The 14,462-nt window shown below is 51.4% G+C and carries 12 protein-coding genes; 7 read left to right on the forward strand and 5 right to left on the reverse strand.

Annotated elements, in window-relative coordinates; genetic code table 11:
- Positions 1-269 precede the first annotated feature (269 nt).
- Entirely contained in the window at positions 270-875 is a 606-nt protein-coding gene (locus Q1B47_RS11530) for an arylesterase (protein ID WP_299793476.1), read from the forward strand.
- Between the two features lie 354 nt (positions 876-1,229).
- Complete coding sequence (locus Q1B47_RS11535; RefSeq protein WP_299793479.1) at positions 1,230-1,958, forward strand: HDOD domain-containing protein; 729 nt, start codon at positions 1,230-1,232, stop codon at positions 1,956-1,958.
- Positions 1,959-2,085: 127 nt separating this feature from the next.
- Here the strand turns inward: Q1B47_RS11535 and Q1B47_RS11540 are convergent, their stop codons facing one another.
- The gene (locus Q1B47_RS11540) at positions 2,086-2,991 is read right to left on the reverse strand and encodes a LysR family transcriptional regulator (protein ID WP_299793482.1); all 906 of its coding nucleotides are present in this window, start codon (positions 2,989-2,991) and stop codon (positions 2,086-2,088) included.
- 213 nt (positions 2,992-3,204) lie between these two features.
- Between Q1B47_RS11540 and metE the strand changes: the two genes are divergently transcribed.
- Entirely contained in the window at positions 3,205-5,514 is a 2,310-nt protein-coding gene (gene metE, locus Q1B47_RS11545; protein ID WP_299793485.1) for a 5-methyltetrahydropteroyltriglutamate--homocysteine S-methyltransferase, read from the forward strand.
- A 77-nt stretch (positions 5,515-5,591) separates the two neighbouring features.
- Here the strand turns inward: metE and Q1B47_RS11550 are convergent, their stop codons facing one another.
- From Q1B47_RS11550 to Q1B47_RS11560, 3 genes are all read right to left on the reverse strand, one after another.
- The gene (locus Q1B47_RS11550) at positions 5,592-6,788 is read right to left on the reverse strand and encodes a multidrug effflux MFS transporter (RefSeq protein WP_299793488.1); all 1,197 of its coding nucleotides are present in this window, start codon (positions 6,786-6,788) and stop codon (positions 5,592-5,594) included.
- Positions 6,785-7,429, reverse strand: coding sequence for a recombinase family protein (locus tag Q1B47_RS11555; protein ID WP_299793490.1), 645 nt, complete (start codon positions 7,427-7,429; stop codon positions 6,785-6,787). The genes Q1B47_RS11550 and Q1B47_RS11555 overlap by 4 nt, the downstream gene beginning before the upstream one ends.
- A gap of 304 nt (positions 7,430-7,733) precedes the next feature.
- Positions 7,734-9,284, reverse strand: coding sequence for a glutamate synthase-related protein (locus tag Q1B47_RS11560; protein ID WP_299793492.1), 1,551 nt, complete (start codon positions 9,282-9,284; stop codon positions 7,734-7,736).
- Positions 9,285-9,671: 387 nt separating this feature from the next.
- On the opposite strand from Q1B47_RS11560, the gene Q1B47_RS11565 reads away from it, so the two are divergent.
- The 4 genes from Q1B47_RS11565 to Q1B47_RS11580 all read left to right on the forward strand — a co-directional run bounded on the left by Q1B47_RS11565 (position 9,672) and on the right by Q1B47_RS11580 (position 13,915).
- Entirely contained in the window at positions 9,672-10,082 is a 411-nt protein-coding gene (locus Q1B47_RS11565) for a hypothetical protein (RefSeq protein ID WP_299793495.1), read from the forward strand.
- A 193-nt stretch (positions 10,083-10,275) separates the two neighbouring features.
- Positions 10,276-12,402, forward strand: a complete 2,127-nt coding sequence (locus Q1B47_RS11570; protein WP_299793498.1) for a protein-disulfide reductase DsbD domain-containing protein — start codon at positions 10,276-10,278, stop codon at positions 12,400-12,402.
- A gap of 97 nt (positions 12,403-12,499) precedes the next feature.
- Positions 12,500-13,318: a DsbA family protein gene (locus Q1B47_RS11575; protein WP_299793500.1), complete on the forward strand. Its 819-nt coding sequence runs from the start codon at positions 12,500-12,502 to the stop codon at positions 13,316-13,318.
- Positions 13,319-13,474: 156 nt separating this feature from the next.
- Positions 13,475-13,915 (forward strand): protein disulfide oxidoreductase, encoded by a 441-nt coding sequence (locus Q1B47_RS11580; RefSeq protein ID WP_299793613.1) that lies wholly within the window; start codon positions 13,475-13,477, stop codon positions 13,913-13,915.
- A gap of 142 nt (positions 13,916-14,057) precedes the next feature.
- Here the strand turns inward: Q1B47_RS11580 and Q1B47_RS11585 are convergent, their stop codons facing one another.
- On the reverse strand, positions 14,058-14,423 hold the full coding sequence (locus Q1B47_RS11585; RefSeq protein WP_299793502.1) for a hypothetical protein: 366 nt from the start codon (positions 14,421-14,423) through the stop codon (positions 14,058-14,060).
- Positions 14,424-14,462: the final 39 nt, after the last annotated feature.

Consider the following 14,462-nt stretch of genomic DNA (forward strand, 5'->3'; position numbering starts at 1 on the left):
TCATAAGCGGTAAGTGAAGTCACAAGCCTGATAACTTATTCTCAGGACGGGACAGGCCGTGAAAGATTGAAGCCAGACCTTAGGTCTGGCTTTTTTATGTGCTAGATTTGAGCTACGGGCTACGAGATAACTGCTTCTCGCTTTTCGTCGCTCGCGACTCGATGCTCGAAACTTTCTTCGCTCTATCCTTAACTTAAAACTTAAAACTTAAAACTTAAAACTTACAGTTTACAGCTTAAAACTTACAGCTAATGCTCACAGGAGAGGAGATGAAATCTGTATCAGCCATATTACTCCCGATAGCTTTAGTGCTGCTATCGGCCTGCTCCGGCCCTAAGCTTGAGCCCCTTGCAGTTGATGCCGAGATATGGGCGTTCGGGGATAGTCTGACCTATGGCAAGGGGGCGCCACAGGGGCAGGATTATCCGGCGGTGTTGGCAAAGCTTTCACACAGGCGGGTGATCAATGAAGGGGTCTCGGGGGAGACCACCACACAGGGGCTGGAGCGGTTAACACACCTGTTAGAGTATGACTCTCCGGAGCTGCTTATCTTGATGGAGGGCGGAAATGATTTTCTGCGTAACCATGATACCGGCCTGACTAAGGCTAATCTGGCGCAGATGATAGAGCTGGCACAGAGTCGAGCGATTCCTGTGGTGCTGGTGGGGGTACCGGAAAAAGGTATCTTTCTCTCTCCTGCAGAACTCTATAGTGAGCTGGCTGAAACCTATGGGGTGATCTTCATAGAGGATGAGTTAACGGACCTTTTGAAAACCCCTTCGATGAAGTCGGATACGATTCACCTCAATGCTGCAGGTTACAGGGCGTTAGCCGAAGTGATACATCGCCGTCTTATTGAGGTCGAGGCCCTTTAAACAAAATGGGGGCTTTACCGGGAGAGAGGAGCGGTCTGCTCTCTTCACTTGTCTGTGTATCAGAGCCGTTACATGCCGATGAGAATCGTTTCCAGGCATATTATTCATTGCTCCTAGGATTATGGCGATTAAATGACCATACTTTAGGAGGTGGGGGTTTTACATTGGCTTATCGGCCCTTTTTTATCGGCCTGATGGAGTGATATAATTCGTGTTATCTGACATAAGGCAGATAAATCGAGTTAAAGTATTCATTTAGGCGAAATCAACTTGACCATGATAGCCCTTTTGTGGGTAAATTCCCCGATAACAAATGGTGACGTGCCATCATAAAAAGTAGGTAAAAAAGTTCTCATGACAGATCTTGAGCATCAAGTATTCACTCAAGTACGTGCAATTATCAGTAACGAAGAGCAGGTAATTGGTCGCCGGGGTATTTTGATCCCGTTAAAGAAAGCCATTATTGCCGATGGTGATATTCGTAATGTCATCGATATTGTGTCATCAGATCCCGCTTTAGCGGCCCATATGCTATGGCGTAGTCAGACAGCCTCGTGTGTCAGCAGCAAGTCATCAAAGAATCGTTCTCTTAAAGATGCGCTGGTTAGACTGGGGCAGGTCAATATCTATCGTTATGCCTTCACTTTCTATCTTAAAGAGCGACTCGATGAGTTGCCTCAGCCTTATAAGAAGTTGGTGTACGGCTATTGGGCGCTGACCGAGAGTATCGCTACCGATGCCGTCGATAGTTTGCATATGATGGAAGGGGTGGATATCAATCCCGATGAGGTGCAGACCTTAGCCCTGTTCAGTGTATTTGGTGAGATTATCGCCCTGACCGCATTCGCCTATCTGAATGCTGAATCGGAAGAGTCTTTCCCTTTGAGTATCATAAAATCACTCATCGACAATCAGAAGCAGACATTAACCATAGAGGCGTTCGAATCTCTGGGGTTAGATGAGGAGCTTAAAGATGAGTTTATGATTGCTCATAACCTGCGACAGACTCGCGACCCCAACTCTCCAGGCCTGGTGCTTCGCCGCGTCTTATCGATGAGAAATCAACTGCTTAAGCCTTTGTAGATAAAGTTATAAGCTGTAAGTTTAGAGCGATAAGTAAAAGATAAGCGAGTGTTTAACTTTAGACTCTCGCTTTTTTGTTAACCTACTTACCGCTTACCGCTTACCGCTTACCGCTTATCGCTTCTTTTTAATTCAACTTATGCTGTTTCGCCACTCCCTCGATGGCGACGAGTTCGAGCCATTTTTGAGCTAATAGCGCATTAGAGCCATCTTTTCTGTAAGCGCCGAACAGTGGGCGTTTAAGTCCCTCTGGGCCCAGTTTGAGTGCGGTGAGATTTAAGCCATGGGATTCGCTGATAGACCAGGTGGGCAGGGCGGCGATTCCGTCTTTGCAGGCGATACGTTGCAGTAACATCATGGTCAGGTCGCAGCTGAGTTGTTCACCCGCCTCGATGCCCGCGGGCTCAAGGAAGTGTCGATAGAGATCCAGGCGCGACAGGGGAACCGGGTAGCTGATGATGGTCTGCTTCTCCAGCTGCCTTGGAGTCACATACTCCTGCTGCGCCAAGGGGTGGTCGTTAGCGACCACTAGCTTCACCTCAAAGTCAAACAGATGCTGATAGGCAAGGGACTGGCCGGGAACCGGATCTGAGGTGAGCACCACATCCAGCTCTCCCATCTCGAGTGCGTTGAGTGAGTCGAAGAGGTGACGACTGGAGAGATCCAGGTTGGCTTGAGGGAAGCGGGCTCTGAACTCCTCCATCACCGGCATCAACCAGCGAAAACAGCTGTGACACTCGATACCGACGCCGAGCTGATTATCTTCCTCATTGAGCCCCTGTTTCAGATCTGACTCTGTCTCAATCACCTTAGGCAAGATCTCCTCGGCAAGGTTGAGCAGCCTGGTTCCCTCCTGCGTGAATGAGAGAGGCTTGCTCTTTCTGACAAAAATTGAGGAGTTGATACGGGTCTCCAGCTCCTTGATCTGATGAGAGAGAGCCGACTGAGTGACGAAGCGCTTCTTTGCTGCACCGGCAAGGCTGCCACTCTCCTTCAGGGCGACTAATGTTCGTAAGTGTCTAAGCTCTATCATATATATACCCGTTTATTCCCACATGAATCTTGTTCATGTTGCGCTTGAAATCAAATCGTTTGTCAGCAGAGAGACTATCACAATAAACTTCTAGACGTCCAGACGCCCAAATGTGATTTGCATCGACAGATGTTAATCACCATGAGCACCAGAAAAGGTTCTTGGCGCGTTTACTCTGAATTCTGCTCACATTAAAGCAAAAAGGTATACAATATGCAAACATCTCAAGCGGTACAGATAGCTAATCTAGGCTTTCCACGAATCGGTCGTCAGCGTGAGCTTAAGTTTGCCCTGGAGCGATATTGGCGTGGGGAAATCACTCAGCTTGAGTTGGCGCGGGTTGCCAAGGTGCTGCGCAGCACTCATTGGGAGTGGCAAGCCAAAGCCGGAGTCGAGTTGCTGCCCGTCGGTGACTTTGCCTATTACGATCAGGTGCTTACACTAAGTGCGACACTGAACGTTATTCCAGACCGCCATCGGGGGGAAGCTCAGGAAGGGAGCGTGGATCTCGATACCCTGTTTCGGGTCGCCCGTGGTCGTGCACCTACGGGAGAGGATGCCCCTGCCTCCGAGATGACCAAATTCTTCAACACTAACTATCACTACATAGTCCCGGAGCTGAAGGCTGAGCAGACGTTCACTATCGCCTATGAGCAGATATTTGATGAGGTATGCGAGGCTCAGGCGCTGGGGTACAGGGCAAAGCCTGTGCTTCTGGGCCCGGTCTCCTACCTTTATCTGGCTAAGGCGGTGGGGAGTGAGTTCAACAAATTAACCCTGCTCCCTGATCTGCTTAAGGCGTATGGGGCTATCTTAGCGCGCTTTGTAGCTCAGGGCGTAGAGTGGGTGCAACTGGAGGAGCCGGTTTTAGCTCTGGAGCTCGATAGTGACTGGCAGGAGGCTATCGCTGTGACCTATGCTGCGCTGCAAGATGCCGGGATTAAAATCTTACTGGCTAGCTACTATGGCACCATTGCTCATCACCAGAGTTTAGTTTCGGCTCTGCCGGTTGCGGGCCTTCATCTTGACCTGGTGACGGCGCCGGAGCAGCTGGCCGACTTTGCCGCTCACCTGCAGGAAGAGCAGGTTTTATCATTAGGGGTGATCAACGGCCGAAACGTCTGGGCCGCAGATATCGATTCGATTGCGCAGCGCATCAAGCCTGTGGTGAACGATCTCAAGGGGCGGGTATGGATAGCGCCCTCCTGTTCACTACTGCATAGTCCGGTGGATCTGGATGTCGAGGATGAGTTAGCCCCGGCGCTCAGGCAGCAGCTCTCCTTTGCGAAACAGAAACTGTCTGAGCTGACTCAGTTAAAGACCTTACTCACCACTGACCAAAGCTTTGGCACCAAGGCTGAAGCCGATGCGATCAGGGCCGCTTGTATCGCACGGCGAAACGCCCGGGCAGAGGCCGCCGACAAGCGGGTACAGGAGAGAGTCGCGGCCCTGAGCCCAGCAGATTATGAGCGCGACAGTGAATTTGCAGCGAGGCAGGTCCGACAACAGCAGAAATACCGGCTGCCACTACTGCCGACCACGACCATAGGCTCGTTTCCCCAGACTCCGGCGATCAGAGGCTTACGCAGCCGCTGGCGCAGGGGGGAGATCAGTGAAACCTTTTATAAGGATCAGCTGCGTCAGGTGACTAAAGATACCGTGGATCGTCAGCTTAAGCTGGGGATAGATGTGTTGGTCCATGGCGAGGCCGAGCGTAATGATATGGTCGAGTACTTCGGGGAGCAGCTGCAGGGCGTTGGCTTTACAAAGTTTGGCTGGGTGCAGAGCTATGGCTCCCGCTGTGTTAAACCACCGCTTATCTACGGTGATCTGTCACGACCCGGGGCCATGACCGTCGATTGGGCGAGGTATGCTCAGAGCCTGACTGACAGGCCGGTGAAGGGGATGTTGACCGGTCCGGTGACTATTTTGCACTGGTCCTTTGCCCGCGAAGATATCAGCCGTGAACAGATAGCCACACAGATCGGCTTAGCGATTCGTGATGAGGTGATCGATCTTCAAAATGCGGGGATCGGGATCATTCAGATAGATGAGCCGGCCTTTCGTGAGGGGCTGCCGCTTAAGAGGAGCGAGTGGGATACCTACCTTCAGTGGGCGGTGGATGCCTTTAAACTCAGTGCCGCCGGTGTGAGTGATGAGACACAGATCCACACACACATGTGTTACAGCGAGTTTAATGAAACCATCGAGGCGATCGCTGCCATGGATGCGGATGTGATAACCATAGAGACCTCACGCTCACGCATGGAGCTGCTCACCGCATTCGAGGATTTCGAATATCCCAACGAGATTGGCCCCGGAGTCTATGATATCCATAGCCCGAACACGCCGACGGTGGATGAGATGGTGACGCTTATCGAAAAGGCTGCAGATAAGATCCCGGTACGTCAGCTCTGGGTCAACCCCGATTGTGGTCTCAAGACCCGCACCTGGGAGGAGGTGGAGCCTGCGCTGCAGAACCTGGTGCAGGCGACTAAGGAGCTGAGGAGAAGGTTGGGGTAAAGAGTCGAGCTGCGAGGTTCGAGTCTCTAGCCTCTGTCTTTCACTGACAGTCATTTCATCTTTGATAGGTTGAGCTGTTAAGTTGCTGCGGTTTGCTGCTGGGCTTCGGGGGTGGCAAAGCCGCGCAGCACATTAGCGAGCGTAATGGCGGCAAAGAGGACAATGATCAAAGAAAGGTGCCATGCCTGGCTCAAGCCTAAATGCACCAGCACCATGCTGAGGATAGAGGAGACCACCATCTGTCCGCCTCCGGACATCGCCGCTGCGGCTCCCGCCTGTTTCCTGTATGGCTGCATCACCATGGCTTGCACGCAAGGCAGGGCGATAGAGTTGCCCAGGATCATCAATAGCTGTCCCAGCATCAGGTATAACGGTTCCAGTGGACAGAAGAATAACCACAGCGCAGCCGCCACATGTAGCGCAGGAGTATATAGCAGCAGTTTCTTACTCCCTATAATGGGGCGCACACGATTACAGATCCCGGCACCTGCTAACATCCCGAGCGCGGGGAGCAACGCCCAGATCGCATATTTATCAGATGTCATGCCTATTTGGTCTTGCATGATGAAAGGCATCACAGAAATGGTGGTGATCATCAAACTGAAGTTCAGCCAACCTATGCTGGCAAAACTCATGAAGTAACGTGAGCTGAGCAGGTCACAATACTGCTGTAACATCTTCTTTGGAGATGGGAGCGCGCTGGTTTGACCGACGGTCTCCTGGAATCTCAATGCAATGACCGCCCAAACGATAGAGAGATAACCCAATAAGGAGATGAACACCATACTCCAGCCAAAGTGAAAGTTGATGAAGCCACCGATAACAGGAGCCAGCAGAGGTGTGATGGATGCGGCCATTGCAATGTAGGACATTGCAACCGGGAGCTGTGCACCACTGAAGCTGTCACGTATAGAGGCTCGTACCAATACGGCACAACATCCTGTACCCAGACCTTGCAGGAAGCGGCCAAATACCATTGTGGTAAACGAATGGCTGAAAAAAATGATCATCAACAGGCCTATCATGGCGATTGTGAGTCCAACCAATAATACCTTCTTGCGCCCCAGCGCATCGGAGATCGGGCCATAGATAAACTGTGACGGGCCAAATCCCAGCAGGTAGATACTGACCAGTATCTGAACCTCTTCATGGGACACCGCAAAGTCTTTGGCTATCCATGGGAGTGATGGAAATACCAGCCCCATGCTAAATTGCCCGACACTGATGATTAAACACGCCAGTAGAATTGTTTTAAATTCAATTGCCCTGCTCACGATGCATCACCCGAAGATGAGTGTGCTTTGCCTCTGCGTCTCAAGCAGCCTTCATCATCAAATTCATTCAGCCTGGCCTTGACCCTTTTAACCGTGGACAGGCTGACGTCGCACCGCTCTACAACACTTTGTAGAGTCTCCCCCTCGAGTAACAGTGTGGCTATCTGCCGATGCTTCTCTTTATTTGCCGGTCTGCCGCTGAATCTTTGTTTCCACAGTTCAGGCTTCTCTTTGAGTGCCTTTCTCCCCTGCTCTGCGGCGAACAGGCGACGCTGGGTTTGTACCTTTCCGTAACCCGATATGAGCGTCAGCAGAGCCTGGCTATGAGCAGACTCGGCTTCAAATTCCAGCGGTTCACAGGCAGTCTGCAATATCACCCTTTTTTCCAGCAAGCTGGTGATGACTTGCAGTGTTTGACTGAAATCATGACCAAAATCGGTCAGCCACCAGATGATGACCCTATCACCCGATTTGAGAGAGCTAAATAGCTGGCTAAACGCCGCTCGCTCCATCGGAGGAACGTCACCACGTACCTTGTCCTGAAAGTGCTCAGCATCAGGAACCAATGCTCTCAGGGCTGCGAGCTGCTCCGGATACGCTTTATTCCTGGGGGAAAAGCGGGTGTAAAGATAGGTCGTCATAATATCCTTTGTGTGGCTCACTTGGTGTTGTGGCTCATTATTGTATGCGAACCAGCCAATTTGATCAATGCCAAGCAGGCTGGCAGTTAAAAGATCGGGGACAGGCAGTTGAGAGGCTGAGAAGTTGAGAGAAGGGTGGGTAAAGAAGTTATAAGTTAGAGACAGAGCCGAGATAGCTGTAAGTGGTAAGTAAACGCTAAGACAAAGAAGCGATGAGCTACCAGCCCCGGAGGACAAAGCGAGAAAAGTCAGATTCTCGCTCTGTTACTTACAACTTATAACTTACAGCTTATCGCTGAAGAGGCTAATCCAACTTCGTGAATCCCGCGTAATTAACTCCGGATAACAGTGCCATCTCTCTGTGCCAGGTAGCCAGATCATCCTTGTTGAAATCGCTCAAGTTGTGATGACCGCAGGCTCTGGCCATCACCTGCATCAGCTCTATTGAGGCATTGAAGAAGTTGGCCAGTTGTTGTGATGATTTTTCTACGTTGAGTCGCTGGCGCAGGTCGGCATCTTGGGTGGCGATACCGGCGGGGCAGTTGTTGGTGTTGCACATGCGCGCCGCGACGCAACCGATAGATTGCATCGCACTGTTGGAGATAGCCACTCCATCGGCACCTAAGGCCATGGCTTTGACGAAATCCATCGGCACTCGCAGTCCGCCGGTCACTATCAGGGTGACCCTTCCTGTCGCCCCCTGCTCATCGAGATAGCGCCTGGCCCTGGCCAACGCCGGAATGGTGGGAACACTGATATGGTCCCGGAACATCTCGGGAGCGGCTCCCGTTCCGCCGCCTCGTCCGTCGAGTATGATGTAATCAGCGGTGGCATCGAGGGCAAACTGAATATCGCGTTCAATATGGTTGGCACTGAGTTTAAATCCGACCGGCACACCGCCGCTGACCTCGCGTACCCGGTCCGCGAAGCGTTTGAAGTCGCATGAGCTTTTAAGTTCCCTGAACGTTGGCGGCGATATGGCGGGCTCTCCCTCGGGAATGCCCCTGACCTGTGAAATCTTGCCATGGTTCTTGATACCGGGCAGGTGTCCTCCGGTGCCTGTTTTAGCCCCTTGGCCGCCCTTAAAGTGGAAGGCCTGTATCGAGTGCAGCAGCTCCTCCCTGTAGCCAAACTGTGCACTGGCCAGCTCGTAAAAATAGCGGGAGTTGGCGGCCTGCTCTTCGGGCAGCATGCCTCCCTCTCCCGAGCAGATACCTGTGCCAGCCAGTTCTGCGCCCCTTGCCAGCGCCGTCTTTGCCTCTTCAGACAGGGCGCCGAAACTCATGTCGGAGACAAACAGGGGGATTTTCAATTTCAGTGGTTTCCTTGCCTGAGGCCCGATGATCAGCTCGGTGGAGACGACTTCATCCTCTTGTAGAGGTTTTGTCGCCATCTGTGCCGTCATGATCTGAATATCATCCCAGTGGGGCAGCTCATGGCGGGGCACTCCCATGGAGGTCATGGGACCGTGGTGACCAAGCTTGGTCAAGCCATCTCTGGCAAGTTGGTGGATAAACTCGACGGTAGGTTCCTCAACAGTGGCCTTTGCCGTGGGGGCGCTGTCTTTATCGGTTGCAATAGTCCGCCCGGGCCCCTCGCTGCCGACCTGTTTAGTTGTGAACTGTTTATGGGTGCCGTCGCAAAAGGGGGCGTTGCCCGTGTGTTTGCAGGCACACAGGTATGCCTCGCCCTCTTTTTCAGCAATAAAGGCTTTAGGTTTGAAGGAGGTTTCCGCGTGGGAGCCATCGCAAAAAGGCTGGCTCTTGGATCTTCCGCAGGCGCAGAAGTAGTACTCTTTTCCCTTGGTGAGTTCGACTTTCTTAGGTTTGTTATCTGCAACGATAGGATTGCTCATACCATCTCCTTGATGAAGTTTAACCCGCTGCCCGGCTCTTGGCATGTTCGAGTGATTATGCGGTTATCTGTTCTCTTTTCTGCTTTCTCTTTTTATATAGATTTTAGTAGATTAACGACCAACCAGAGACAAAGGATCAAAATAGTTGGTGCGCTGGTGAATTTTTATGCTCTTTTAAAGATAACCTAAGCGATGGATATTATTTCTGCAATAGCTGGTTTTTTATTCGTTTATGGTTGCGGAGAGGAAAAAATGCCGATTTCGGTGAACTAATGTCGGCTTAACCCGGTCATATCTCCATGGACAAAACAGTACCTATACATTCTTCAGGAGAGGATAATCACTCAGGCATTTGCTAAGCGTGCAGGCACCAGATGGACGGCGATAGTGGTCACTGTCTTAACGCTGTTCTGCCTGGCTCAAAATAGTGGGTTATTCAACTTGGCTGCTAACTTAGGCAAAGCTCAAGGGGGGACGGCTGGGCCGTTATCTGTGTTGTATGCAGGGGCTTTCGAAACGGAGGCTGCCGGAGGCAGTAGCGAGTTTAGCGTTGGCGCGTCACAGTCCTTAGATGCCGACTCTTCCCAGGCAGGAAGTTTCGAATTTAAGCGCTGTGAACTCTCTGAAAAGTCGATGCGTTTATGCCTGGAAGATACGAGTGTCGCCGCGCTATTGGTTTTACTGTTTCTGCTTCCCCTCTCTCCTTCGCTTGTCAGGATATTAAACCAGGCTCCCAGGAATGCTTCATTTCTCAGATCTCGGCGAATTCATCTCACCTTCTGTCGCTTTCAGGAGTAGAGGCGTTTTGCGGCTTCGTCGGTCTGCCTGTGATCCCGGCTGTTGTCGGTCGCGGTGCCCGTAAATAAGAGACTGTGTTTAAGGCTGTTATTTAAAGCCAGCTATTTAAAAGCACTTGTTACTGAGTGCATGCTTATTCAAAGCCAGTCACCATCGATTGGATTAACTCTGTTTATTGTGTATTAGCTACGCAATGGAGATGAACTTGAAGTATCTAAAAAATCTATTCGCGCTCTGTTTGATCCTGTTATCGAGCTCGGCGTTTGCGCAATCCACTCCCTGGATTGAAAATCCTAACCACCCGCCGGTGAAACTCAGGTTTATGCTGACCGGTGAGTTTGATCCTGCCACTAAAACCATGCCTGCCGTACTCGAGGTAAAGTTAGAGGATGACTGGAAAACCTACTGGCGCAGCCCGGGGGAGGGGGGAATAGCTCCGGGAATAAAGTGGGATAAGTCGACCAACCTGGAGAGTGTCGACTGGTCCTGGCCTGTACCGGAACACTTCTCCCTGATGGGACTGCAGACCTGGGGCTATAGAGAACATGTCAGCTTTCCTCTGCTGCTTTCGGTCAACAATAGCGATGCAGTCACTAACTTAAGGGGAAAGGTCACTCTGTCATCGTGCACCACCGTATGTGTGCTTACCGATTATGAGGTGTCACTGGATGTCATCCCTTCTCAGTTAAGTGCCGACAGTGAGGCGATGTTCATCTACAACAAAGCCCTCTCTATGGTGCCGCAAAAGGTCGAAAACGGTGCCGACTCGCCTATTCAAATTGGCTGGGACAGCGCTAAGAGTAAGCTGATGGTTGAGCTCGATGCGGGTCAATGGCGACAACCTGAGATCCTGATAGATGGCGAGCCCGATACGGTATTTACCCTCACCTCTCTCAAGAAGAGGGAGAGTGATGCTGACAGTAACAGTGGACTGACTAAGCTCATTGCAATCTTCGATGGAAAGAGCTGGTTGGGCGCTCCCGAACTACTGGGGAAAACGCTCAATGTCACTATCGTTGATACACAGCAGGCGCTGGAGTTTTCAAATGAAGTGATACCGGTTCAGGTGCTTGAAGATGAACTGTCACTGATGAAGGTGCTATTTATTGCGCTGTTAGGTGGCCTGATATTGAATGTCATGCCTTGCGTACTTCCGGTACTGGGGATGAAGTTGAGCACAATAATCGCCGCTCCCGAGCTTAAGCGTAACGAGATACGTCAGCAGTTTGTGGCATCTGCCTTAGGGATCCTGGTCTCATTCTGGCTGCTGGCCGGCTTCATCATAGTGCTGAAACTAACCGGGCAGGCGATCGGTTGGGGCGTTCAGTTCCAGAACCCTTGGTTTATCGGCTTTATGGCCATAGTGACCTCTCTCTTCGCCCTCAACATGCTGGGTACATTTGAGATTAACCTGCCCTCCGGTTTACAGACTAAGCTGGCGACCACAGGCGGTAACAATAACCGGGGACATTTTCTGCAGGGGATGTTTGCGACCCTGCTGGCGACACCCTGTAGTGCGCCTTTCCTCGGGACGGCGGTGGCATTTGCCCTGGGTGCAGATCTGTTAACTCTGTTTGTTGTTTTCACCGCTCTGGCCGTCGGTATGGCACTGCCCTGGTTATTGGTCGCGCTGTTTCCTCAGGTGGCTAATTACTTCCCTAAACCCGGTCGCTGGATGAATATCGTCAAGGTGTTCTTCTCGGTGATGCTGTTGCTAACCAGCCTGTGGTTAATCACTTTGCTCAGCAACTTTATCGCTTCGGGTATTTTATGGGTATTAGCCGGGTTATTGGTGCTGTTGTTTATTCTGTTTATGGCGAAGAAGCATGGTGCTCCGGCCGTGGTTGCGAGCGTGAGTCTGGCGATTTTGTTCGGCTCAGTGACGGCCTTTATGACCTCTGAGCAGTGGGCCAGACCTCTGCCGACCGATCTGGTATGGACTCCCCTGAATGAAACCGAGATCGCGACGCAGGTTGCCAATGGCAAGACGGTGTTTGTCGATGTGACGGCGGATTGGTGTATCACCTGTAAGGCCAATAAGGCGGGTGTGATACTGCAGGACCCGGTTTATAGCGAGCTTAAGCAGGAGAATATGGTGATCATGAAGGGAGACTGGACTAAACCCTCGGCCCCTATCACCAGCTACCTGCAGCGCCATAACCGTTTCGGCGTGCCCTTTAATGTGGTCTATGGTCCCAATGCACCACAGGGGATAGCCTTACCGGAGATCTTAAGTAGCGCCGAGGTCTTGTCGGCGATTGAAAGAGCCTCTTCGGGAGCCATGGCGGCGAATCCGTCGGACCAAAGAAGTTACAACTAGGACGTTTTTTGAAGCTCATAGAGCTTATCGTCAATCGCTAAATTGAATAATTGCGTGTGCAGGGCGATCAAGCCGCCTTGCACAGCAAAGGAATATCATGAAAGTTATATCACGTTTATTAAGCGTTACCGACAGGTTGTTTCAGTCCCGTAAGGCCAGATTTGCCATGCTGACCACAGTTGCCGGTGCGGTGTTTGTACTCTCATCGCAGCTGATGACCAGTCAGCTTGCCCATGCAGATCACAACAGTTTCACCGATGAGCAAAGAGTGGAGATCAGGGAGATCGTTGAAGATGCATTGGTCAACGACCCTGAGCTGTTAAAAGAGGCCATTATCGCGCTGCAACTTCGTGAAGAGGAGCAGATGAATCAGGTCAGAGATAGTCTGGTCGAGCAGCATAAGCAGGAGTTGTTTGAGGCTCAAACCGATCCGTGGAAAGGGTCTGAGAACCCTGAACTCACTATGGTCTACTTTACCGACTTTAACTGCCCCTACTGTAAGAAACTCGAGCCGACACTGGAGAAGTTAATCGAAGATTATCCAAAGCTGAAGGTCATCACTAAGATGGTGCCACTTCAGGGGGAGGGTTCTCAGAAAGCGGTCGTGCTGGCTCAGAAGGTGTGGCTAAACGAGCCTGAAAAATACAGCAAGTTGAAGGATATGTTGATGTCCAGTCCACGCAGGCTCGATAGTGCTGCCATAGAGAAGGTGGCTAAGCTAACGGATACCGAGCAGTGGCTGGGTAAGGGGGACGAGCGTGTCGTTAAAGCCGTGCGGGATAATGTCTCCCTGATGAGAGAGTTAGGGCTAACCGGGACGCCGAGCATGATCTTCGGAGATAAGGTGATCCCCGGGCTCGTCACCTACGAGCAGCTTAAGGCGCAGCTCGAAGAGGAGCTTTTGGCTAAGGGCTAAGCCTAAGGGCTGTATTGAGGGAGAGTGGCGATGAGCGATAATAACAGTGCCGATAACGGCGTCGAAAACAGGCAAGAAGATGCGGAGCTCAAGCCCACATTTTTAAGGCGTGTTCTGGGCTGGGGAAAGCAGCTTGCTGTGTTGATACTATTTGCCATGGTGTTCAGTGCCGGACTGGATATGTGGCGGGGGCGGGACATCCCTGAAGACACGCTTCCCGGTATCTCGGGTATCACCCTGAGCGGGGAGAGTGTGGATATCGCCGCGCTTAGCTCAGATCAGGCCGTACTGGTCTATTTCTGGGGCAGCTGGTGCCCTGTGTGTAACCTGGTGAGTCCGGCTGTCGATATATTAGCGACCCGCTACCCTGTGGTGACGGTGGCGATGAACTCGGGGAGCGATGATAAGATGGTCAGGTACCTTAAACATAAGGGGTATGAGTTCGAGGTGCTTAATGACTCGAGTAACAGCATTGCCAAAGCCTGGTCGGTACAACTGACCCCGACCATCATGGTATTTAAAGATGGAGAGCTGAAGCACTACACCACAGGGTTTACCAGTCTGCCGGGTATGTGGTGGCGAATGCTGTTTGCATAAATGTGATTATCTGTTCGATGCGGTGTTCAAAACGGACGCCGCATCGGTCTCATCCTCTGTTTTGCCATCGTTTAAGTTTTCCACTCTGGTGGCTCAATGTCATCGGCAGAAAACCGATATGGTGACAACCGCCCCGTCTTTTCTAGTCGGTGGTAAAACTTATCTCATAGTTTTCATTGATGATGAAGCTGAGAGTATTTCCCAGCTCGGCTAACGGGCTTTCGTCACCGATATAACTCAACTGCCCTTGCGCCACGACATCACCCGAATCGGAGTAGAGCCTGTAGGTGATGACGCCAAGCTGCTTCTGTGGAGAGAAGTAGATGGTTTGACGGCTTCTGGGGGTGATGGATGAGAAGGAGACCTTGCTGGATGGCAGCGAGAAGTTTAAGGCGGAATAGCGCTTATCCGAACGGTTTTCAAGTACGACCTTAGGTGACAGAAAATGATAAGCGATAGCACTCATCATAATTAACAGGCAGAGGGTGAATGCTATTTTTCTCTTCATACCTTTTCGCTGCAATGGCTCGCTGTGATGATGACACCT

The sequence above is a fragment of the uncultured Shewanella sp. genome (assembly GCF_947501225.1).
In the GTDB taxonomy this organism is placed as follows: domain Bacteria; phylum Pseudomonadota; class Gammaproteobacteria; order Enterobacterales; family Shewanellaceae; genus Shewanella.